The sequence below is a fragment of the uncultured Fibrobacter sp. genome (assembly GCF_900316465.1).
Lineage (GTDB): Bacteria > Fibrobacterota > Fibrobacteria > Fibrobacterales > Fibrobacteraceae > Fibrobacter.
This window is the reverse complement of sequence record NZ_ONDD01000002.1, coordinates 45,141-67,288: the sequence shown is the minus strand read 5'-3', so window position 1 is coordinate 67,288 and position 22,148 is coordinate 45,141. Positions and strand designations below refer to the sequence as shown.

General features: G+C 51.3%; 18 protein-coding genes and 1 tRNA gene. 12 read left to right on the top strand and 7 right to left on the bottom strand.

Annotated features, from left to right (window positions below):
- From QZN53_RS01170 to QZN53_RS01160, 3 genes are read right to left on the bottom strand one after another with little or no spacing between them, the layout of a single operon-like run.
- Window positions 1-1,836, bottom strand: coding sequence for a sensor domain-containing diguanylate cyclase (locus QZN53_RS01170; RefSeq protein WP_163436876.1), 1,836 nt, complete (start codon window positions 1,834-1,836; stop codon window positions 1-3).
- A gap of 10 nt (window positions 1,837-1,846) precedes the next feature.
- Complete coding sequence (locus QZN53_RS01165) at window positions 1,847-2,986, bottom strand: LptF/LptG family permease (protein ID WP_163436875.1); 1,140 nt, start codon at window positions 2,984-2,986, stop codon at window positions 1,847-1,849.
- The gene (locus QZN53_RS01160; protein WP_163436874.1) at window positions 2,983-4,395 is read right to left on the bottom strand and encodes an LptF/LptG family permease; all 1,413 of its coding nucleotides are present in this window, start codon (window positions 4,393-4,395) and stop codon (window positions 2,983-2,985) included. Before QZN53_RS01160 ends, QZN53_RS01165 begins: the two co-directional genes overlap by 4 nt.
- Before the next feature lie 64 nt (window positions 4,396-4,459).
- On the opposite strand from QZN53_RS01160, the gene QZN53_RS01155 reads away from it, so the two are divergent.
- Genes QZN53_RS01155 through QZN53_RS01140 form a run of 4 tightly spaced genes read left to right on the top strand, consistent with a single transcriptional unit; the run spans window position 4,460 to window position 8,700 of the window.
- A complete protein-coding gene (locus QZN53_RS01155) occupies window positions 4,460-5,314 on the top strand; it encodes an outer membrane protein assembly factor BamD (protein ID WP_088627542.1) in 855 nt (284 codons plus the stop codon).
- Between the two features lie 25 nt (window positions 5,315-5,339).
- Window positions 5,340-6,158 (top strand): hypothetical protein, encoded by an 819-nt coding sequence (locus tag QZN53_RS01150; protein ID WP_163436873.1) that lies wholly within the window; start codon window positions 5,340-5,342, stop codon window positions 6,156-6,158.
- Window positions 6,158-7,696, top strand: coding sequence for a hypothetical protein (locus tag QZN53_RS01145; protein ID WP_163436872.1), 1,539 nt, complete (start codon window positions 6,158-6,160; stop codon window positions 7,694-7,696). The genes QZN53_RS01150 and QZN53_RS01145 overlap by 1 nt, the downstream gene beginning before the upstream one ends.
- An 8-nt stretch (window positions 7,697-7,704) precedes the next feature.
- Window positions 7,705-8,700, top strand: a complete 996-nt coding sequence (locus tag QZN53_RS01140; protein WP_163436868.1) for a rhomboid family intramembrane serine protease — start codon at window positions 7,705-7,707, stop codon at window positions 8,698-8,700.
- Between the two features lie 56 nt (window positions 8,701-8,756).
- On the opposite strand, the gene QZN53_RS01135 is transcribed toward QZN53_RS01140, so the two are convergent.
- Entirely contained in the window at window positions 8,757-9,440 is a 684-nt protein-coding gene (locus QZN53_RS01135; RefSeq protein ID WP_163436866.1) for a tol-pal system YbgF family protein, read from the bottom strand.
- A 106-nt stretch (window positions 9,441-9,546) separates the two neighbouring features.
- Between QZN53_RS01135 and QZN53_RS01130 the strand changes: the two genes are divergently transcribed.
- Window positions 9,547-9,619: transfer RNA gene (locus QZN53_RS01130), tRNA-Thr, on the top strand.
- Window positions 9,620-9,657: 38 nt separating this feature from the next.
- Here QZN53_RS01130 and QZN53_RS01125 read toward each other — a convergent pair.
- The 3 genes from QZN53_RS01125 to QZN53_RS01115 form a co-directional block, all read right to left on the bottom strand.
- Window positions 9,658-10,899: a hypothetical protein gene (locus QZN53_RS01125; protein WP_163436865.1), complete on the bottom strand. Its 1,242-nt coding sequence runs from the start codon at window positions 10,897-10,899 to the stop codon at window positions 9,658-9,660.
- 134 nt (window positions 10,900-11,033) lie between these two features.
- Window positions 11,034-12,812 carry a DNA repair helicase XPB gene (locus QZN53_RS01120; RefSeq protein WP_163436863.1) on the bottom strand — a complete coding sequence of 593 codons (1,779 nt, stop codon included), beginning with the start codon at window positions 12,810-12,812 and terminating at the stop codon, window positions 11,034-11,036.
- A 48-nt stretch (window positions 12,813-12,860) separates the two neighbouring features.
- Entirely contained in the window at window positions 12,861-14,180 is a 1,320-nt protein-coding gene (locus QZN53_RS01115) for a hypothetical protein (protein WP_163436861.1), read from the bottom strand.
- 141 nt (window positions 14,181-14,321) lie between these two features.
- On the opposite strand from QZN53_RS01115, the gene aroE reads away from it, so the two are divergent.
- The 7 genes from aroE to QZN53_RS01080 are packed head-to-tail and all read left to right on the top strand — an operon-like array spanning window position 14,322 to window position 22,147.
- Window positions 14,322-15,209, top strand: coding sequence for a shikimate dehydrogenase (aroE, locus tag QZN53_RS01110; RefSeq protein WP_294650983.1), 888 nt, complete (start codon window positions 14,322-14,324; stop codon window positions 15,207-15,209).
- A 1-nt stretch (window position 15,210) separates the two neighbouring features.
- Window positions 15,211-16,821: a 3-dehydroquinate synthase gene (gene aroB, locus QZN53_RS01105; protein ID WP_163436859.1), complete on the top strand. Its 1,611-nt coding sequence runs from the start codon at window positions 15,211-15,213 to the stop codon at window positions 16,819-16,821.
- 22 nt (window positions 16,822-16,843) lie between these two features.
- Entirely contained in the window at window positions 16,844-17,827 is a 984-nt protein-coding gene (locus QZN53_RS01100) for a GDP-mannose 4,6-dehydratase (protein ID WP_163436857.1), read from the top strand.
- A 29-nt stretch (window positions 17,828-17,856) separates the two neighbouring features.
- On the top strand, window positions 17,857-18,903 hold the full coding sequence (locus QZN53_RS01095; RefSeq protein WP_163436856.1) for a hypothetical protein: 1,047 nt from the start codon (window positions 17,857-17,859) through the stop codon (window positions 18,901-18,903).
- On the top strand, window positions 18,903-19,679 hold the full coding sequence (gene hisA / locus QZN53_RS01090; RefSeq protein ID WP_163436854.1) for a phosphoribosylformimino-5-aminoimidazole carboxamide ribotide isomerase: 777 nt from the start codon (window positions 18,903-18,905) through the stop codon (window positions 19,677-19,679). Before QZN53_RS01095 ends, hisA begins: the two co-directional genes overlap by 1 nt.
- Window positions 19,648-21,096 (top strand): glycosyltransferase, encoded by a 1,449-nt coding sequence (locus tag QZN53_RS01085; protein ID WP_163436852.1) that lies wholly within the window; start codon window positions 19,648-19,650, stop codon window positions 21,094-21,096. Before hisA ends, QZN53_RS01085 begins: the two co-directional genes overlap by 32 nt.
- The gene (locus QZN53_RS01080; RefSeq protein WP_163436850.1) at window positions 21,086-22,147 is read left to right on the top strand and encodes an A/G-specific adenine glycosylase; all 1,062 of its coding nucleotides are present in this window, start codon (window positions 21,086-21,088) and stop codon (window positions 22,145-22,147) included. The genes QZN53_RS01085 and QZN53_RS01080 overlap by 11 nt, the downstream gene beginning before the upstream one ends.
- The last annotated feature ends 1 nt before the right edge of the window (window position 22,148 follow it).

Sequence of the window (22,148 nt, the reverse complement as noted above, 5' to 3'; positions counted from 1 at the left end):
CTATACACTCACGGGTTCAGATTCTTGTTTTTCGAACTGCACGACCTGGTTGCGGCCGCCTTCCTTAGCGCGGTACAGCGCCTGGTCTGCATTATTGATGGCCTTTTCCAAATCGCCGTTAAAGTTCAATGTCAGCAAGAACGCGCCGATACTTACCGTCACGCGCAAGGGTTCTGCCTGGTGTACATCGAACACGAGCTTTTCGACCGACTTGCGAATGCGTTCTGCAGTTTCGATCATGCCATCGGCATCGGTATCAATCAAAGCAACCACGAATTCTTCGCCGCCAAAGCGTGCCACCACGTCGATTTCGCTACGGATTTCTTTACTGATGGTGTCGGCAATTCCCTTGATGACCACATCACCAATCGGGTGACCATAAGTATCGTTCACATGCTTGAAGTGGTCAATATCCATCATCAAGAGGCCAATGCTATACTTGCCGCGGTCTGCGCGAATCTTTTCGGAGCGCAACTTTTCAAACATGGTCTTCTTGTTGATGAGGCCCGTATGGCCGTCGCGCATGGCCTGGTCGCAACCCAGTTCAAACTTGCGGGCGCGATTGTAGGCAAAGCCTGCAACGCCGGCAAAGGCCTTGAGCAGTTCCTTTTCGTGATCATTGTACGGCATGGAGCTGCTGCTTTCAAGGCAAATCGCAATTTCAGCCGTATCGGAGCCATGTTCTGCCGCAATAGGCATTACCAAAATCTGGCGCAGGTTCAAGTTCTTGCGTTCCGAATCGTTCAAGCGCGGCAGGTAATCCTTAAAGCCCGGCAAGAACGAACGTTCCATGGGGCGGTTGCGCATCAGGGCGAGCACAAACACGCCCTTGTCCGAAAGCGTAAACTTCTTGTTCGCAAACTGCTCGGCATCTACACCGTCGCAGTACACCACGCGGCCATTCATGTCGTCGCCCGGATCCATGGCTAGAATCGTGAGGCGGTCGTAAGCCATGTTTGCCTTCACGTAATTGATAATCTGCTTGTAGATATCCTTGACCGACATATTCTGGAAGAACTTGCGCAGGTAGCTGTAAAGTCCGCCGTACTGCTGCAGGGCAATGTGCTTTTGGGCCGAATAGAAGCCCTTGTAGTCGAGCATCGAAATAGCGCTTGCGATAAACTTGAGCGCATTGGCCGTCATGTCGTTAAACGCATTCGGATACACGGAATCCATGACCAAGGCTCCCACGCGGAGTCCAGAGGCATGGTCAATCATTGGCACGGCCACCACCGACTTGATTGCCGGATTGTCCACATAGTACATCACGCTCTTGGCACCCGGAAGGTCGCCTTCCAAAAGGCGGTTCACGTTGCTGCGGAACAGCTGGCCCAAAAGGCCAGACGTTTCGGTAATGCGCGTGCGAAGGTTCACCGAAATTTCCTTGTCGTTTGCGAAATTGCGGATACCCCATTCCTTCTGGTTTTCCATCTGCGTAAACACGATGACAGAATTCACATGCGGAACCACAATCTTGAGTGCAAGCAGCATGTCCGTCATGGAACGATTAATGTCAGCATTGGCACGAGCCCAGACCTGGCTTACCTTAAGAGCGGCTTCGGGTTCATTAGCCATACCCCTAGGCGCATTGGAAAATTCGTTCTGCAAAGTCGGGGTAATCACCGGGGTATTCGTCGTCGAACGATTCTTGAAAATCGTCGGAATGGGAGCCGTTGCAGGCTGCTGGGCATTCGGGCCGGCAAGGCGCGGGCGGTTCATGCAGGCAAGCACAAACGCAACGACGGCGAAGGGAATCAGGAACAGGAACATTCCCCCCTGGAATGCAAGGCCAAGCAAAAGGCCAGCGACCACGAATAAAATTTCTGCAACAGACATATCTATCCCACTATAAACGGAAGGAACGGTACAGCATTACGACCGAGACGCCGCCATATACAAAGTGGCTAATCCATGCCGCCCAAAAAGGCGAAAGCGCACCATTTTCTCCCATCTTTAAGCCAATTCTTTCAAGAATATAATAGCTAAAAACTATCAAGAGGCCAACCCCGAACTTCTGGGAAAGGCCCCCAGAACGACTATAGCGGTGGCAAAGAGCTGCACCGATGAGTAGTACAATCAAATTCATCCAATGGGCAGAACGTTTAAACTGGAGTGCGGTTTCCATGGCGCGCGTGTCTTCACCCGAACGGCGCAGCACATTGATTCTAGCCATGACCATCTTGGAATCCATTTCGTCGGCGGTCTGGCGTTCGTTAATCAAGTCGCCCGGATGAGTCGTAATCTTGTCACAGACTTTTTCACGATGAATCGGGAACACGTTCACCGTACCGTCTTTATGGAATTCTCGGCGGTGCCCGCGTTCAAACTGCCAGCAGCCCGGCGGCGGGTCAATGCTAGAAAGCCTTGCTATAGAATCGAGCGAATCCTTGGGCGGCTCTTCAATCCAGCGGACCAGTTTGGCATCGTAGCGTTCTACCAGTCGGCCATCTTCGCGAAGGAGCAAAACCACGTCGCGACCAAAGCGGCCCTTGCCGGAATAATGCCTAAAGAACCAGCTCGCGTGTTCGCTATCGATAAAAGTAAAGTCTCGCTTTTCCTTGATGCGCGGGTTCTTCTTTTTCTGGGCGTTCGTTTCCATGGTCTCTAGACGCTTGTGGTTGGCGTCAGGGAGCCAGAGTTCGCTCATTTCATAAGAGGCAATAGACACTATCACGCCGAACACAAAAATCGGAATCAAAGTCTTGAACGGAGCCTGGCCAGAGCTTTGCATGGCGCTCATTTCAAGGTGGCGAGTCATGTTACCGATCGAGGCAAGGACCGCAATAAACAGGGCCACCGGCGAAATCAAGTAAATCATGTAAGGCAGGTAGCTTACATAGTAATCGATTGCATCCTTGGTGTCGCGGGCAAGCCAAGTCTTGATGTTACCCACAAAGTCAATGACCGCAAACATCAGGATTGCGCCCAAGAGCACCAGCAGGAACATCTTCAAGAAGTTCCACATCATGTACCGGGAGAATTTCATCCAATCCTCCTGGTAAAGAATCCGAATATTTTCTTGAAGAAACCGCCCACAGCGCGAATCGCCCTAAAGAACTTGGAATCGCCCGAGAAACGGTCGCGCACCATGGCCACCGTAATGAATATGCCGAAGGTTCCAATGATAATGTTCGACGCCCACATGGCAAGCACCGGATCAATCAAGAGCCTGTCCGCCATGTTTTCGCCACCAATCAGGCAAATCCAATAAATCACGAAGAACGCAAGGCTATAAAGAATACCCGTACCGATACCGCCCTTACGAGCCATGATTCCAAGAGGGGCTCCAATCAGAATAAAGATAAAGCAGGCAAAACCGGTACTGTACTTCTTGTGAATTTCGACCGTGTACTGCGCCTTGCGCTTGAGTTCTGTTTCCATGCGGCCATACAGTCTTTCGGTCGAGCGGAGCGACGCAATTTCTTGAACACGGAGTCGCTGCAAGGACCGCCTGCGCTGGATAGAATCAATCTTTGTTCCGCTTTCGACCGATTTCGGGACAATGGAATCACCCATGACATCATCACGCAATGTCACAAGCGTATTCAACCTCTTTTCGAGAGCCTGATCCCTGAATTCCACATAGCGCTTTTCGGCATCTTCCACCACTTCGGTCATCATCTCGATAGGCATTTCACGGTCGCTTCGGTAACTGCGGCTACGGCGTTCCAAGCGGTCATCCACGTTCTTCATGGCGAGGTCTTGCGAGAAATAACGAATGCGGAAATAGTTTTCAGGGTTATCGGCATCGGTCATGTGGGTTTCGCCACTACGCAGGCGGAGCATCAGCGTTGCGCCATTGTCTTCGTATTCCATGGTGGCGCTGTCGGCATACACAATACGGGGTGCGCCCTTCTTTTCCATTTCGAAAATCTGGATTCCGTACAAAGTACCCGATACCGGGTCAATGCGGTTCACCCACAATTGCACGTCGGGGAACTGCGTAATGAGTCGGCCGGCATCAATGAACACATGCGGTTTTTTGCGCGACACGGCATTCATGAGTTCTACCGAGCGGTGGTTCGCTTCGGGCAGCACCCAGTTATTGAACACCACCATCAAAACCGAAATCAACATCGATACCAAAAGCACCGGGCGCATGAGCGAAAGCGGAGAAATACCCGCCGCCTTGCAGGCCGTAATTTCCTGGTCGCCCGAAAGTCGACCGAAGGCCATCAGGCTTGCCACAAGCACGGCCATCGGAATAGACAGCGAAAGCATCCACGCCAGGTTCAGCGCGAAGATTTCAAGAACGGTCGAGGCCGGAAGCCCCTTGGAAAGCACATTATCAAGGATTTTGACCAAAAAGTCCACCACGAACAGGAACGTGATTCCAAAAAGAGCCGCCAAAAAGGGGCCTATGAGCTCTTTCAACACGTAGCGGACTAAAATCATTTTTCTGAACTTACAAAATTTTCTACTTTACGGGGGTAAAATTAGAATTAACCAAAGAAAAAAAATGAACCTGTTCAAAAAGATTCCCTTATTCCTTTGTATTTTAGCTGAAACTGCATTTTTGGTCGGTTGTTCTTCTAGCGGTAAAAGCAAGATGAAACACACCGAATGGTGCCGAATTCGCTATGAAGGTGCAGAGGAACTTTTCAAGAAAGAAAAGTACGGTCGTGCAACAGACAGGCTCGAAGAAATCCTTTCGACTTGCGCCGGCACTGGCTACATGGAACAGGCCCAATTCTTGATGGCCGAAAGCTACTTTAACATGGAAGACTGGATTGAAGCCCGCGGTGAATACGGTAGTTTCATCTTGAACTTCCCGGGTTCGCCGTTTATCGAAACCGCCGAATTCCGTAAGGCAATCTCTTCGTTCAACATGGAATTCCGCGTGAGCCGCGACGAAGCGAACACGACGATCGCCATGAAGGACTTTGAACGTTACCTGTCGAACTACCCCGATTCTCCGCTGCGCGACTCGGTGAACTATTACTACGACCTGCTCGTTGAACGCTTGGCCGAAAAGGAATTCCAGACCGCAAGACTTTACCTGCGCATGGACAAGTACCAGGCCGCCGTGATTTACTTCAAGGAATTCCTAGAAACCTACCCCAAGAGCAAGCGCCGCACCGAAGCTTTGTTCATGATTGCACAGGCCTACAACGAACTTGACCAGTTTGAAACCGCCAAGCTCTACCTGAACATTGCCCGCAACGAAGCAAACCCCGACGACAAGAAAATCCAGAAGCAGATTGCAAAGACCGAAAAGAAAATCGACAAGGCCGAAATTGCATTTGCCAAGCGCATGAAAAAGGATTCCCAGAAAAAGCGCTTCTTTAAAGAAGACCGCGAAATGCAGAACTAATGTGGGATGAGGAAGTCGCAAACAGGTGAAAGTTCTTTTAAACATCCTCCTTGTGGCAATTCTTGCCGCATCTGCGATGGCCGCCGAAGAAACATCGACCCGCGACCGTTCTAGGCTTTCGATTTTTTTGCAGCCTGCCGTTTCTTTTTTGGACTTTCCGGAACGTGAATACTTCCAGAACGCCATCGACACGCTCTACCGCAGCTTTAGAGAAGACGCCGTTAACGAAAGCGAATCGCTGAGTGTCGCCAAGCAGGATTTTCAGAAGGTGAACTTCTGTTTCCCGATTTCGGCAGGACTCCAATACCAGCTTTTCAAGGACAACTTCATTAGCGCGGGCGTCAGTTTCATTTACGACAACGAATCGGTGGTGCTGACCGACCGCAAGAACCGCACGCACAATTACAGCTATACCATTCAGGGCATGCCGCTCTTTTTGGAATACAGACTCGGCATTCCCCGCAACTTCATGACGCTTTCGGGCGAAAGCCTGTTCAGCATTGCCGTGCGCTGGTACTGGGTATTGCCCGGCACCGAAATTTATACGACCTGGGGCCAAATGGACGCAAAGACGCCGCTCCTTGGCGCAGGCTTTGGCGTAAGCGTCGGCTACTTGATTGCAAACTGGAAAAGTTTCAACATTTACGGCGATATCGGCTTCAGCAGCATCAAGGTTGAATCCGATAAGAAATTCTCTAAGATTGTCCCCGATGGTCCCGATAAAAAGGCCAAGTGGAACATTGGCGGACTCACCATGCAAGTGCGTATCGGTTTTGGGCTCTGGAACGAACCGGAGCCGGTTGAAGATAAAGACGACGATGATGATGACAAGCCGGAGGAATAATGAGCTTTATTCCGGGCGAAAAGTTGCATTACGCCGAGACGCATTTCAAGTTTAAGCTTCCGTGGTCGCTGCTGTACAAGCCGTGGCCCGAAATATTGGTCGACGCCCCGTTCCAGTTTGTGCCGGGCGTAGAACCGACTTTATGGGTGGTGGTCCGCGACGCGCATCGGTTCCCGACGCTTATCGAGAAGGCGGAAATCAACGGCAAGACCTTTGACTTACAGATACAGGCGAAGGAGCAATTTGGCTTTTACCCGATCAAGCTCGGACACTTGGAGCCAGGCGTTCACGAACTGGACTGCAAGATTTACGCGCAGCGAATCAGCGAAAGTGGTGAACGCTCCGCCACTAAAGTTTTTACCCGCTGGAATTACCCCGGATTAAAGCCCAAGTCGCTCAAGATTCATATGCTTGCCGAAGAGCCTCCTAAGGCGCCGGGATTTGTCGCCGGCGAAATGCATTGTCACACGCACTACTCGGCTGACCACGTGGAACACGGCGCCTCGCCCGAAGTAATGCAACAGGCGGCCAAAGCCGTCGGGCTCGATTTCGTGAGCTGTACCGATCACGCCTACGACTTTGCCTACACCACCGAAGACTATACCAAAGAAGCGGACACTCCGCTCACCCGCTTCGATGCGCTCCGCGAAGAAGTCCGCAAGCTGAACCAGAATGCAAGCATGCCGCTCCTGATTGCCGGCGAAGAAGTTTCGGCCGGCAATTCCAAGGGCGAAAACGTGCACATGACCGCCCTCGGCCCCGAAGGCTATTTGCCCGGGCTCGGCGACTGCGGGCGCAACTGGCTCGACAACAAGCCGACCTTCAAGATTCCCAAGCTATTGGAAATGACAAAGGCGCATTGCTTTGCCGCACACCCCATGCAGCCCATGGGCTACCTCGAGAAATTTATTTTTCGCCGCGGCTACTGGAGCCATAAGGACTTGAATCTGGACGCCGCCCACAAGATTCGCGGAATCCAGTTCTGGAACGGTATTCGCGATGAAGGCTTTAAGCTCGGGCGTGAATGGTGGATCGAAGAACTCGGCAAAGGGAATTACTTGCTCCCGATTGGCGGAAACGATGCGCATGGCGACTTGAACGAAACGACCTTCGTGAGCATGCCGCTGATTTCGCTCGGGAATAGCCAAGAACATGTTTTCGGAAAAGTGAGAACAGTCGTAAAGTTAGACGAGAGAGGCGCAGTTTCGCTGGAGTCGCTTAACGAGGCGTTCGCGGGCGATAACTGCTACATTACCGATGGCCCGGCTCTCTGGTGGAAACGCGGCGAAAAGACCGTGACATTCCATGCCCGCAATACGCAAGATTTTGGAGGCGCATTCCGCTACATCCGCATTTTCGGACGCAAGCGTTCTGCAAATGGCAAGCTCGCCAAAGAAGAATCCTTGTGCATCGAAAGCGTCGTAGCCGCCCGCGCAAACACAGACCTTACCGTCAACAACGACAACTTTGCCTACCTGCGCGCCGAATGCGAAACCGCCACAGGCAAATTTGCCATGACCTCGGCCGCCGTACTTTAGGAGGAACCATGCCACGCTTTATGTCGCCTTTACGGCCGCGCTACATGCGTTCTCCGTCGGACATTCCGCCTGAACAACCGCCAACGCCAAGCGCAAGCGAAGGTTCTTCAAACGGACAAGAGCCCGAGAATCAGGAACCGGAATATCCTGAAATTGTCTGCGTGTCCGAGGGCACGTTCCGCCAGATTCGAGACGACAGTTTGGTGCTTTTGTCGCAGGGAATCTCTCACCGACTTTTGCGCAGCATTGAAGGCCCGTTTCTGATTTTTGTCCTGCCCGAGCACGAAGAATTCGCTCGCCTGCAGTTGGCGCTTTACCGCAAGGAAAATCCGCCCAAAGAAGAAAACCCGCCCATTCCCTTGAGCTTTAGCCTGCAGCCGCTCTGGGTTTTGCTTGCGCCCTTGATTGTCACGCTGATTGATTTTACAGACGCCATGAACCTGCATACGCCCGGCGTTTCAGACGCGACCAAGGTTCTTAAAGGCGAATGGTGGCGTTCGCTGACCGCGCAGACATTGCATGGCGATGTAAGGCACCTGGCCTCGAATTTAATATGCGGCTACATCGTGATGAACATGATTACCTTCCGCATACCGCTCTTGCGGCTCGCGCCGTTTATCGCGATTGCGTCAGCAATCGCGAACCTGTGCGTTTCCTTGACCGTACAGACGAGTTTCCGTTCGCTCGGGTTTTCGACCTTTGTATTCGCCGCGATTGGTTGTCTTTCTGTTATTGAATTCAGGCTCATGCCCAAGGAAACGCACGGCCTGCTTCGCAGGTTCGCGCCGCTCTGCGGCGCGACATCGCTCGCCGTGTTCCTCGGACTCGGCGAGAACGCCGACATTCTCGGACATGCCTACGGATTTATCGCCGGACTATTCTGCGGATTCATTCCGAGCAAAAAAGCGCTCCGCTGGGGAACGCCGCTTGCTACCGCCGACGGAGTCGGCCTGCTCGTTTACTACGCGCTATACGTAATCGCCTGGAAGATTGCGATGGGCTAAAGAAAGGCGACTCAAACGAGCCGCCTTTCTTAAAGTCTTAATGACGCAGTCAGATATTACTGAGCTAAGAACTTCTTTGCCTTGTCAGCGACAGCCTGGTTGTCACCATAGACCGTCAGGATGCGTTCAGCAGTCTGCTTGGCCTTGTCGGCTGCGCCGAGCTGGTCGTAAACGAGAGTGAGCTTCCACATGGCATCTGCAACCATCGGGACCTCGTCCACCGGTTCGTCCTTCTGGAAGCGATCTTCCTGGTCACCAGTGCGCTTGGCAAATTCAGAGATGTACTTTTCCAACAGACCGGCAGCGGCAGAGTAGTCAGCCTTTTCAATCTTCACAGAGGCAAGACCGTGCATGGCAGCCGAGCGGACCAGAGCAACAGAACCGGCATTGTCGAGGCTCTTCTGGAAGAACACGGCAGCGGCGTCAAAGTCGCCAGCCTGGTACTTGATGTTGCCTGCATAGAGAGCAGCCTTAGCCAGAGCCACACCGGAAAGTTTGCCGGAATTGATTTTGGATTCGAATTCCACGAAGGCAGAGTCCTTCTGATCTGCATAAAGGAGCGTCATGCCCGGACCAAGGAGCTCGGCCTGTTCGGCAGCAGCAGCCTTACGATAATCACGGAACTGCACCACGCCCACCACAATGACCATCACAACTACGATAGCAGCAATGACCTTGGAGCCGTGTGCGACAAAAAATTCCTTAATTTCAGAATTGTTGGTATTCGATTCGTTTGCCATATTAAACGTCCATGTTAAATTTCGTGCTCCAATCATAGAAAAAAAATTATGTCTTGTCAGCACACCTTGACAAAACAGGGCCGTTTTGCTAATTTTGGCCTACCATGCCACTCTAGCTCAGCTGGTAGAGCAGCTGATTCGTAATCAGCAGGTCGGCAGTTCAAATCTGCTGGGTGGCTCGAAAAAATCCCGCTCGATGAGCGGGATTTTTCAATTTTTAAGGAACTTTGTATATCTTGACCTTAAAGGTGTAATCGCCATCAATGCCTTCGGTTGCATCGGTAATTGCGAAGGCGTAGAAGCCTTCACCAGTTTCAGCATTGTAGGTTGGGGTCTTGGCAACATAGATCTGGTTGAAGTTCTGAATCATATTCGTCAGTCGTTCGGCATCGATAGTCTTGAACTTGAAGTCGCTCACGTAGGCGGTTGCTGGAGAACGATCTGCGTTCATGTCTTCCGGCCAAATATCCACTTCGTAGTCATCAGTGTACGGCGGAAGATCTCCATTGGTAATTGGGGAGAACAAGAGACCCGAGCCACTTTTCGCAGAAAGTTCCGGATTCGTCACATCACCAGCCTTTTCGAAGATTATGTCTGCCGTTGCAGCACCTGCGGCAGGCACTGCGACGCAGTAAGCTAGGTCAACCCCCGGATTCACGTTCGTAGAAAGTTCCACCTGACAAGAAGTCATGGGAATTTCTGCCTTCACGGGCTGCTGAGAAGTCGTGTCTTCGGTGCGGCAGTATTCGGCTGCATCGCGTTCGAACGGAATGATTTCGGTTCTCTGAAAAACCATGTCGCCGGAAGTAGCCGTCACAGTAATAATAAGGCTGTACGTACCGCATTCGGTGAATCCCGGATCCAGCATGTTAACGGACACATAGGCAGAATTCATTGAATTCAGGTCAATGGAATTCTGCGTCGGGAAAAGGATTGTGTTAGAGTTGACTGCCACGTTAGCTATAGCCATGCTGTTGACGTCACCAACCATATAGCTAATACTGGTGAAATAGATATTGAGGGAAGAATCCACGACGGTAGAATCGCCGAGAAGATTCAACATGAATTTTCCCTTGAAGCGAACTTCATCGCCAGCCACTCTAGAGTCAAGCTCCGAGGCCGTGATAGTAAAGTCGCTCTGATCAGGAACAACAATTACCAATTCACTGCTACTGGATTTTTCAAGAGAACTACTAGAATCCATTTCATCATCCTCTACTGTGCTACTGGACGATTTTTTCGTTTTCTTCGAAGAACTAGACGACTTTTCCTCAGCAGAACTGCTTGAAACTTTCTTAGAAGAACTGCTAGATTCAACCACAGAATCATCCGAAGACGACAAGGCACCAGTCTCATCATCCGTCACAACAGGAGAAGAATCGTCAGAACATCCAAAAAACATAAACGCAGCGACAAGACTCATTGCCACAAAACAGCGACTGACCAATTGATTCCTCATAATCATCCCTTAGTAAATTGATTACACCACCACAAATGTAGCCAACGATTTAACAAAGTCAAGGACTATTTTATACTGAAAACAAAAAAATCCCGTTTTTCACGAGATTTCTCTAGCCGAAGTTAGAAACGAATTTACTTTCTTGCTGCTAACTCTTCAGGAGTTCGAGCCAGAATATCCCAGTCGCCGCGCTTGATAATCTTGTAAGCGTAGCCCTGTTCCGTAAGGAACAGCTGGCGGTTCATGGCGAATTCCTGTTCCTTGGAATCCTGCGTCACGATACTGTAGAAGTGGGCTGCGCCACCGTCGCTCTTGGGGCGAAGCACGCGACCGAGGCGCTGGGCTTCTTCCTGTCGGCTACCAAAGGTACCTGAAATCTGAATCAACACGTTAGCGTCCGGCAAGTCAATCGCGAAGTTACCCACCTTGGAGACCATCAGATTCTTCTGGCTACCGTTACGGAAGGCGGCATAAAGCTTTTCGCGGTCCTTGTTCGGAGTCTTACCCGTAATCAGCGGAATCTGCAAATCTTCGGAAAGAGCTTCGAGCTGGTCGATGTACTGGCCAATAATCAGCACGCGGTCATCGGGCTTGTCAAAGTACTTGAGCAAGCGTTCCACAACATCCGTCTTTTCAGGGTTGGTGGAAGCGAGCGTAATCTTTTCGCGCACCGGAGCAAGCGCATACTTCATCTTGAGTTCCGCATCCATCGGGATACGGATTTCGTTACAGTCGGCGGTTGCAATCCATCCCTGAGCTTCCAGAATACGCCACGGGATGTCGTACTTCTTGGGGCCAATAAGGCTGAATACTTCGGTTTCCTTGTGGTCTTCACGCACCAGCGTTGCAGTAAGGCCCAGGCGGCGAGTGGCCTGCATTTCGGTACTCAGGCGGAACACCGGAGCCGGCAACAAGTGCACTTCGTCGTAAATCATCAGGCCCCACTTTTCCTGGCTGAACAGCGGGAAGTTGGCGAGTTCCTTTTTGACTTCTTCTTCGGTCAAATCGTCAAGATCCGAATCGGTCTTTTCGTTTTCGGCCTTCTTGGCGCGCTTGCGCTGAGTCAAAATCTGGTAAGTAGCCACCGTCACGGGGCCGATTTCCTTGACTTCGCCGGAATATTCCTTCACCTGGTCAAGCGTCAAGTCCGTCTTGTCGCAAATTTCGCGAATCCACTGACGGCTAGCCGAAATGTTCGGCGTCAAAATCAAAGTCTTAGTTTGTACCAAAGCCATGGTGGCAAGGCCTATCACGGTCTTACCCGAACCGCAAGGTAGCACGATCACGCCCGAGCCGCCCTTTTCAGAACCACTGGCGTAGAACACTTGGGCAGCTTCTTTCTGGTAGTCGCGGAGGGCAAAAGGCTTGCCTCCCACCGTCGTTTCGCGCAGGTGAATCGGCAGCGGGTCACCCACGGTATAACCGGCCAAGTCTTCAACCGGGAACCCGGCATTGGTAAGAGCCATCTTCAAGTGACCGCGGCGTTCCGGATCCACTTCGGCGTGCAAGTCGTCGATAAACTGGACAATGTACGGTTCCACCTCCTTGAGGTGGCAAATTTCGGTGAACATGTACTTGTCGTCGGACTCAACAATCAGCTTGTCGCCATCCTTTTTAAGGCGGAGCAATCCGTAGCGGTCCATGTAATCCTGGATTTCAGTCACCACGGATTCAGGAATCGGAAATCGGCTCTGACCTTCGAGGCGTTCCAGCACTTCCGGTGCACGGAGTCCCGTCGAAGCCGCATTCCACAGGCTCAGGGGACTAATTTTGTATGTGTGCAGGTGTTCTGGGCTTTTGACCAATTCGGTAAACGGGGCGATTGCATCGCGAGCCGCTTCATAAGTGGGGAGATCGACCTCCACCATGATTTCCATATTACTCTGAACAATAATGGCGCCATTCGGATTCATAGGCGCCAAATTTAGTAAATATTTAGGCTCGTGCCAAGGTGCCAGTTTTTACTGGAAACGCATGTAGCAGTCCATATCTTCAGATACCGAGATTGTAAATTCGTTCTCGCAGATGCTTCGGTCTAGCAATTTCGAAATAACATAACCCGTGCCTGAATAGGTTTGGCCATCAATTGTAACAGAATTAGGTTCACTAGAAGATGATTCACAGGTAATCTCTGGGGGTGCGTACTGATTGCATTCGCCATCCAGCCTAGCTGTATAAGATGTTCCTGCGGAAAGACTTAGGCTTTCACTTGCCCCGTGTTTGAATACAATTGCAGACTCGGAGAATCCGGCGCGAACCATCGGACAGGTCACCCTTTGCGGAATCTTAACGAACTCGTCACCCACCTTCATTTTGCTATTGACTTTGACTTGCGGAGTCACTGCAGCAACCGAATTAAATGTCATTGTGGCCTTAGCTCCGGAAACTGTTACGTTTGCAGAGTTGGAACCGAAGTCCCAAGTGTAGCCGGAAATTTCATTGACACCTTCCTTGCAACCAGTGACGCTCCAGGTGACGGAATTATCTGCCGGTTCCGAAGCGGTGCACTCACATTCAGAAGCCGTTATGGCAACATTGTCATTGACACAGCGAATACGGCTGTCCAATTCATCTTGAATAAGTTCACGGAGAATGCAGCTAGCCCGATTTTCGCTACAGGTTAGAGCTACGCCATTTCCACCGATACCTGTCGTAAAGTATCTGAGCTCTGTTCCTGTTCCGAACAAATCGCCTAATTCCCCTGACCGATGCGCAATATTCATCAATTCGTTTTCCGTAGGCAATCGCCAACCTGCAGGGCAGGCATAAGAAGATTCATGCAAAGTGAAATCAGCTGATCCATTATGTGTCAGGTCTTCGGCCATCCAGACTAAATTGTCAAAAACAATTACAGGCGGTATCGAATCAATCTCTATAACGGGATCCTTGACAGTATCGGGTTCTTCATTCGAATTTGAGCTGGAACTCTCGGGTGTTTTTTCTTCGCTGCTGGAACTATTTGCCTTGCCATTGCCGCTACTGGAGCTTTTGTTATCGGACTTGACACTACCGGAACTGTTCGGCTCGCTTTTGCCGCTGCTAGAGTTGCCAGCCTTGTTACTTTCACTGCTAGAACTTTTTCCATCGGGCTTAACGCTCGACGAAGACGTTGTTTCCGGCTTTTCTACGTTTTCTTCTACTTCATCATCAGGATCCGACGGACCACTGCTACTAGAATCATCACCGCAGGCGGCAAAGAATACGCACACAGCTGTTGCAACGCTTACTTTCAGCAAATTCGCAAGGACATTTCCATTCCTGTTTTGGCTGAAAAATTTCATTTTAATGACCCCTCCGTAAAAGATACAGCCCGTTAACTTTTCTTAACTAAATATAAGCAAAAATAAAAAACACTATGTCAAGAACAATCCATTTCTTCTCCAAATTTTATATATCTTTATATTGTAAAAAAAGAGGTTTTTTTGAGCCAGTTAAAATTGAATGGAAAGACCGAGTCTCTTTGCATTTTCGGTCATCCTGTTGGTCATAGCAAGTCGCCTTTGATGCATAATGCCCTTTTTGAAGCATTAGGCATAAATGCGGCCTATTTACCCTACGCCCCGGAGCCCGAAAATTTGGCCGATGCCATCAAGGGTTTTAGGGCCATGAAGTTCCGCGGGGCAAATGTCACTCTTCCGTACAAGACCCCGGTCATGGACCTTGTAGACGAACTGTCAGACATTTCGAAGTTTACCGGCAGCGTCAATACGCTGTACTGGAAAGACGGCATTGTCGGGGGCACTTTATGTGGCACCACAACCGACCCCTATGGATGCATTCGCAACCTACAGGAATCGGGTGTAGAGCCTTCGAACAAGAAGGTTGCCCTGCTCGGAAACGGCGGTGCCGCCAAGGCAATCGCCTACACGCTTGCCGAAATGCAGAACCAGCTCACCATTGTGTGCCGCAACCGCGAAAAAGGAGAGGCTCTCGCCGACAGCCTGAATCAGTTCTTTAACGGCAAGGCACCCCAGGTCCATGTCGCCACGTTCGATGAATTCCTGGCCGTATCCAAGAGCATCGAAATCATCATCAACGCGACCTCCGTGGGCATGACCCCAAACGAAGACCAGTCTCCCCTTACCGAAGAAACCTTGCACCAAGGCCAAGCCGTGATGGACATTGTCTATACACCGCCCATGACCAAGCTGTTAAAGACAGCCCAGGCAAAAGGCTGCAAGGTGGTGACCGGCGAAGGCATGCTGGTGCACCAGGGAATCGAAAGTTTTAGAAAATGGTTCCCCGAAGAAACTAAAAACAAGACGAACGACGAACTCGCAAAGATTATGCGTAAAGGAATGCAGGGCTAACATGAACAAGCACATCTTTTTCACCGGATTCATGGCAAGCGGAAAATCCCGCACCGGACGCGCCCTGGCAGAACGGTTAAACCGCCCCTATGTGGATACCGACGCCGTTATCGTTGAACGCGCAGGCAAGACCATCAGCGAAATTTTCGAACAAGAAGGCGAAGCCAAGTTCCGCGAAATGGAACGCGAAGTCGTTGCCGAATTTGCAAAGAAAGAAACGCCGCACATTATTTCGCTGGGCGGTGGTGCTCTTACGCAGCCGGATAACCTCAAAGTCATCCGCGAAAACGGCACCATTATTCGCCTGTGGGCAAAACCCGAAGTACTTTCGGAACGCATTGGCCGCAAGAACACGCGCCCGTTACTTGCCAACTTGAGCGACGAAGAACGCCTCGAAAAAATCAAGGTGATGCTCAAGGAACGCGAAAAGAATTACGCAAACGCCGACTTCAGCGTGGAAAGTTCTGACGAATACACCGAAGACCACGTGATTGAACGCATCCTGTACATCCTGAACTTCTGGAACAGCCATGCGTTGGACGTTTGTCCGAGCAGCGGCGGACGCTACCCCATCTTTATCGGCAAGAACATCATTCCCGAAGCAGGCGTATTGCTTGAAAGTCTTAAACTCACGCCGAGCCACGAATTCTTGGTCTGCACAGACACGAACATTGCCAAAGTGCAGAGCCAGATGCTCGGCGAACTGAGAGGCCAGGCCGGACGTTGCCCGATTTTCAAATTCCAGGCCGGCGAAAAGAACAAGACTTTGCACAACCTGAACCAGCTGTTCAGCTTCATGCTCCACCGCGGTTACACCCGCAAGAGCTGCTTGTTGCAGTTTAGCGGTGGCGTGGTCGGCGACATGGCTGGCTTTGGTGCAGCCACCTACCAGCGCGGCATTCCGTTTATCCAGTTCCCGACAACGCTTTTGAGCATGGTCGACAGTTCTGTGGGCGGAAAGGTTGCCGTGAACCACCCCGAAGGCAAGAACATGATTGGCGCATTCTACCAGCCCAAGGCTGTAGTCTGCGACCTCGCCGTGCTCAGCACCTTGCCCGAAACGGAATACCTGGCAGGCCTTGCCGAAATCGTGAAGTACGGCGTGATTTACGACGAAGAATTCTTCCGTTATATGGAACAGAATGTCGAGCGTATCAAGGCTCACGATCTCGACGTACTCAAGCACTTGATTTACCGCAGCTGTGCCATTAAGGCCGAAGTCGTCGGCATCGACGAAAAGGAAGCGGGACTCCGTGCTATTTTGAATTACGGGCATACCTTCGGGCATGCTATCGAAAACCTGACGCACTATAACATGTTCACGCACGGCATTGCCGTTTCGCTTGGCATGCGCGTGGCCGCCCGCGCGGCAGTCCTCCTCGGTAAAATCAGCGCCGAAGAAGAAGCTCGTCAGAACAAACTCTTGGACGACCTCGGATTCCCGAAGAAATACGATATCGATACGGAAGCCGCATGGGATGCCATGGCTGTAGACAAGAAGGCAGAAAAGGGCAAGCGTGTATACATTTTGCCCACTAAGATTGGAGAAGTGGAGAAAGTAAGCAACATCGATAAAGATATCATTACTCAAAGCTGGGGAGCTATTAAGTAATGCTCAATAGGAGTGTATGAATATGAGTATTCTTGTAACCGGTGGAACAGGCGCCCTGGGCTACCATATTTTGTCGAGCCTTGTGGGAACGACACACGATCTGTACAGTTTTAGCGATGAACAACCGCAGCCCTGGCAGAAGGTCGATGGCGTCGAATACCTGAATGGCGACTTGCTGAACTTTAAGCACATGCAAGACGTGATTCAGTTCGTGCAGCCGACGCACATTTACCACCTGGCGAGCCAATCGTCGGTGGGGCTCAGCTACAAGAAGCCATACGAAACGCTGAACATCAACTTGCTCGGCACGCAAAACTTGCTCGAAGCCGTGCGTCAGAATTGCCCCAAGGCAAAGGTGATGCTTTTGAGTTCCAGCGAAATTTACGGCCGCACCGATCACCAGCTTACCTACTTGCACAAAGAAACGGACGCCCCCAACCCGCTCACGCCTTACGCAACTTCCAAGGCTTGCATGGAACTCTTAGGCAACCAGTTCAAGAACGCCTATGGTTTGCACGTGGTTTTTGCACGCCCCTTCCACTTTACGGGTCCGCACCACAGCCGCCGTTTCGTGATTCCCTCGATTACTTACCAGCTTGTTAAAATCAAGTATTACGGCGCAGAACCCACCGTTTATTCGGGCAGCCTCGACATTAGCCGTGACGTGATTGACGTGCGCGATGTGGCACGCGGCATGATTCAGCTTTTGAACCAATCCGAACCAGGCGAAGCCTACAACCTTTGCTGCGGCAAGTCTTACACCTTCCGCGAACTCACCGAAATGCTCGTCGACATTGCAGGCGTTAGCGTTGACTTCCGTTTTGACCCGGGTTACGAACGTAGCAACGACATTCCGCTCCTCATCGGAAACCCCGAAAAGGCCATGAGCATGGGCTGGAAACCGATGATCAGCATCGAAGACTGCTTGACCGACTTGTTCAACGAAATGGTATTACGCCGTCGTACAGAACTCAAGCTCGGCATGGGACAGGATTTGAGACTGTAAAACATGTGATGTGGGATGAGGAATGTGGAATGAAAAATGAAAACTTGATAGTTCTTTTTGTTGCGTTTTTGTTCTGCGCGTCGCTTGCGTTTGCAGGCGATGTCGTGGCACCGCAAGGTTCTGTGCGTAGCGTATCGGTCGATGACTTTATGCCGCACAACAACAGCGCCAAAGAATTCAACGAAACTTGGAGCTATCAGTTCGTTTTCGATAACGGCACCCGCGCCTTCATCAATTACTCCACACTCCACATTCCGGGCTCCGGCAAAAAAGTTGCCTGCGATATGAGCTTTTGGAATTTCAAGAGCAAAACCTATACCGTAGGCCGCCAGTATCCGCCCGAACGCCTTAAGGCCGACAAGGCCTCGGCCACTATCGACATCAAGGGCGAATACAAGATGGAACACAAGCCGGGCAAAGATCACCGCGTGTACTTTACCGCAGATAAGGGCGGCAAATTTCTGCTGGACGTGACCTTTGAATCGGCTGAAGTCGGAAAAGTCCCCGGCAACGGCGTCTGGAAAATCGGCAAGGAAAGTTTCGGACAATACGTTCACATTCCTTACGGCCGCGTTGCAGGCAAAATCGCCTACAACGAAGACACCATTGCCGTAAAAGGCTACGCCTACATGGACCAGACTTGGCAAACCGCGCAGGCTATCGATGTGGCGGCACGTTCAGTCAACTTTAGCACAAGCGCACGCAGCCCGCTATTTGCAGGCCGAGTATCCATTTCTAAAGGCGGCGAACCGTTCGGATACGCTCTCTACAAAGACGAATCCGGAATCAAGGTCGCAAGCCCCAAGGCCATCAAAGATGGCAACGACAATTACAACGGCAAGAAATTTGCCAAGAGCGACTTGACCTTCGAATGGCAAGACGCAAGCATTCCCGCTCTCAAGTTCAACGTGGCAAAAACGCTCCAGAAAGCAAGCCTTTTGGACAAAGTAGACGGCTGGATTGCCAAGAAGGCGTTCAAGATTGCCGCCGGCGGCGAAGTTCTATTTTACAGGGGTAGGAGCGACGGAAGCCACGGAAAAAAGATTGATTGGTGTATTACCGGAGTTAAAGACTGATGACTAAGTTTCGCCCATGCATTGACCTGCACGACGGACGTGTTAAGCAGATTGTAGGCAGTTCGCTGAATGACAGCGGCACGGGTCTCAAGACGAATTTTGAAACAGACCGCTCCCCCGCTTGGTTCGCAGAGCTCTATAAGAAAGACGGAATCAAGGGCGGCCACGTAATTATGCTCGGCAAGGGCAACACCGAAGCCGCAAAAGCCGCACTCGCCGCCTACCCCGGCGGATTGCAAGTAGGCGGAGGCATTACCGCCGATAACGCGAAGGAATACTTGGACGCCGGCGCAAGCCACGTGATTGTCACGAGCTGGATTTTCCCGGAAGGCAAGCTTGACCGCGAACGTCTGGAATTGCTTTCCAAGACAGTAGGCAAGGAGCACCTGGTTCTCGATTTGAGCTGCAAGCGCGTGAGTGCTCCCGAAGAAGAACCTCGCTGGAAAATCGCGATTAACCGCTGGCAAACCCTCATTGACATCGAAGTCAACAAGGAAACGCTCGAAGATCTTTCTCGCTACTGCGACGAATTCCTGATTCACGCCGCCGATGTCGAAGGAAAGCAGCAAGGCATGGATGACGAACTGATCATGTTCCTCGCCGAGCACAGCCCGATTCCTTGCACCTATGCCGGTGGCGCCAAGTCACTTGCCGACTTGAAACACTGTAAGCAAATTTCAAACGGAACGATAGACCTCACCATCGGATCGGCTTTGGACCTGTTCGGTGGAAAAGGAGTGAAGTATGACGACTGCGTCAAATTCAACAAAGCTTAAGCCGACCGACGTTTTAGACACGCGTCCGGCTATCTTTGGACGCACCGTCACGAGCACCTTCAAGAAGATGTTCGGTTTCAAACACCAGCCGCCCGGAAACCTGCGCACAGGTATGATTCCACCCATCGTTTTCGGTTCGCTGATTTTGAATATTCCCAAGCTTTTGAAGCTGCGATCTTATCTCAAGAAAGAACGCAAACAGCACCCTGCCGACGACGTACGTGTTCTTTTTTATTCCGACAACCTGGACGAAACGAACGGAATCGCCAACAACCTGAGAAACGTGATTCCCTACATGCGTGCCCACGGCATGCACGCTTTCCTTGCCGGAAACGCCTTCAACACGCGCCCCTGCGGTGTCGTCGAAAACGGCTACTGTATTTTACTCCCGCGCCTATTCAGCATGGAGCAGCTCGGATACGCCAACAGCGAACTCGCCATTCCCCGCGTAGGCCCAGTACTTCGCCTGCTCAAGCGCTACCCCGTTGACTTGATTGAATTCGAGACGCCCAGCCCTGGAGCCTGGCTCGTATGCTTCTGCGCCAAAGTCGCCGGCATCAAGGTCTTTAGCCATTACCGCACAGACGTCCCGACTTACACCAAGACGCTCGTGAAGGCTAAATGGATGTTCCACTTTGTGCTTTGGCTCATGAAGATCTTCTACGGCATGACCAAGCCCGTGGTAAGCCCGTGCAAGGACTATGCCGACATACTCACGTCGCAGCTAAAGATTCCTGCAAACCAGGTGCAGATTTTGCCCCGCGGGCTCCCCTTGGAAAAATTCTCGCAGGATTTGCGCGGTAAAGGCACTTGGGAAAAATACAACGGCGCAACCGAAGCCATTCAGAGCGAAGGCAACCGCAAAGTGCGATTCTCGTTCATCGGGCGCATTTCTAAAGAAAAGAATCTGGAATTCTTGAACGGCGTCTGGAAAAAGTTTGCCGCCAAGCACAATGACGTAGAACTCATGTATGTGGGCTACGGCTGGTATCTTGAAGAAATCAAGAAGTTATTTGAAGGCGATAACAGCGTGCATTTTGCAGGCGAACAAGGCGGCGAAACGCTCGCAAGCCTTTATGCCGATTCCGACTTCTTCTTGTTCCCGAGTATTACGGATACCTTCGGAAACGTGGTCGTCGAAGCCATGTCTACAGGCACGCCCGCAATTGTCAGCAATTACGGCGGGCCGCACGACATTGTGATGGACGAAGCTGCAGGCCGAATCTTGCCGATTGACGAAGATGCCTGGCTGAACGCTTTGGAAGAAGCCCGCAAGCTGTACCTTGAACAGCCCGAAGCCTACGCCAAGATGCGCGAGACGGCCCACGAACGTAGTCTCAAGTACACCATGCAATCTTCGACCAAGGCACAGTTCGAATTCTTCAGGAAACTGAAACGCGAAGCGTATGGACTGTAAAAGGCTCCGCGAATGGTTCAAAATGAACGCGGCTAAATTGCCGTGGCGTTTGAGCGATTTGGATACCCCCCGCGATCCATACGCTGTATGGATTAGCGAAACCATGCTACAACAGACACAGGTTTCTACAGTCCGCGACTATTTTACGCGCTGGATGAAACGGTTTCCCGATGTTGCAACACTTGCCAAAGCCAGCGAAGAAGAAGTCTTTAAATACTGGCAAGGCTTAGGCTATTACAGCCGCGCAAGAAACATTCTAAAGACTGCAAAAATCGTCGCAGAGCGTAAGGAATTTCCGCGCACCCGCAAGGAACTTGAAGCCTTGCCGGGAATTGGCGCGTACACCGCCGGCGCTATTTTAAGTCTCGCCTACCACCAGCACGAAGCGATTCTTGACGGTAACCTGGTGCGCATTTTTTCGCGACTTTTCACGCTCGACTTTTTGCCGACGGATTCCAAAGACGCCCTCAAAACCTACTGGGATTACGCCCGCGAAACCGCCGATTCACCTAAGGCCTACATGCATAACGAAGCCTTGATGGAACTCGGCCGCACCGTTTGCAAAATCAAGAATCCCGATTGCGCAAACTGCCCACTACAAGGGGCCTGCAAGGCCTTCGCCGAAAGCCGCACCGCCGAATTTCCGCCCAGCAAAAAGCACATTCAAAAAGATTGGCACGGCACCGTACTCGTTATCGAAAGCGCGGACCACAAGATTTTGGCAATTCACGGCGGACAGAAGTTTTTCAAGAACCAATACACGCTCCCCCATTTCGAATCACCACGCAACGCCACCGCAGGCTTACCCGCCCAAGCCGAAGATTACATCAACGCAGACCAAGTCAGCGGCGTTCAAAACATCGGAAAATTCAAGCACAATATTACCGTGCATAAAATCGAATGCGATGTCCTGCATATAAAGCTCCGCGAAAAAGCTCCCACGCGCAAAGCATCTGCAAATTCGGCACACGAAATTCAATGGGTCAAGCGTGAAACAGCCCAGAATTTTTTTGCGAACAGTTTCTGCCTAAAAGCATTGGCGAAACTTTAGG

Bases quoted from the DNA above. Each gene is read 5' to 3' on its own strand.
- QZN53_RS01170 (WP_163436876.1), bottom strand. From the start codon at position 1,836: ATGTCTGTTGCAGAAATTTTATTCGTGGTCGCTGGCCTTTTGCTTGGC.
- QZN53_RS01165 (WP_163436875.1), bottom strand. From the start codon at position 2,986: ATGAAATTCTCCCGGTACATGATGTGGAACTTCTTGAAGATGTTCCTG.
- QZN53_RS01160 (WP_163436874.1), bottom strand. From the start codon at position 4,395: ATGATTTTAGTCCGCTACGTGTTGAAAGAGCTCATAGGCCCCTTTTTG.
- QZN53_RS01155 (WP_088627542.1), top strand. From the start codon at position 4,460: ATGAACCTGTTCAAAAAGATTCCCTTATTCCTTTGTATTTTAGCTGAA.
- QZN53_RS01145 (WP_163436872.1), top strand. From the start codon at position 6,158: ATGAGCTTTATTCCGGGCGAAAAGTTGCATTACGCCGAGACGCATTTC.
- QZN53_RS01140 (WP_163436868.1), top strand. From the start codon at position 7,705: ATGCCACGCTTTATGTCGCCTTTACGGCCGCGCTACATGCGTTCTCCG.
- QZN53_RS01135 (WP_163436866.1), bottom strand. From the start codon at position 9,440: ATGGCAAACGAATCGAATACCAACAATTCTGAAATTAAGGAATTTTTT.
- QZN53_RS01125 (WP_163436865.1), bottom strand. From the start codon at position 10,899: ATGAGGAATCAATTGGTCAGTCGCTGTTTTGTGGCAATGAGTCTTGTC.
- QZN53_RS01120 (WP_163436863.1), bottom strand. From the start codon at position 12,812: ATGAATCCGAATGGCGCCATTATTGTTCAGAGTAATATGGAAATCATG.
- QZN53_RS01115 (WP_163436861.1), bottom strand. From the start codon at position 14,180: ATGAAATTTTTCAGCCAAAACAGGAATGGAAATGTCCTTGCGAATTTG.
- aroB (WP_163436859.1), top strand. From the start codon at position 15,211: ATGAACAAGCACATCTTTTTCACCGGATTCATGGCAAGCGGAAAATCC.
- QZN53_RS01100 (WP_163436857.1), top strand. From the start codon at position 16,844: ATGAGTATTCTTGTAACCGGTGGAACAGGCGCCCTGGGCTACCATATT.
- QZN53_RS01095 (WP_163436856.1), top strand. From the start codon at position 17,857: ATGAAAAATGAAAACTTGATAGTTCTTTTTGTTGCGTTTTTGTTCTGC.
- hisA (WP_163436854.1), top strand. From the start codon at position 18,903: ATGACTAAGTTTCGCCCATGCATTGACCTGCACGACGGACGTGTTAAG.
- QZN53_RS01085 (WP_163436852.1), top strand. From the start codon at position 19,648: ATGACGACTGCGTCAAATTCAACAAAGCTTAAGCCGACCGACGTTTTA.
- QZN53_RS01080 (WP_163436850.1), top strand. From the start codon at position 21,086: ATGGACTGTAAAAGGCTCCGCGAATGGTTCAAAATGAACGCGGCTAAA.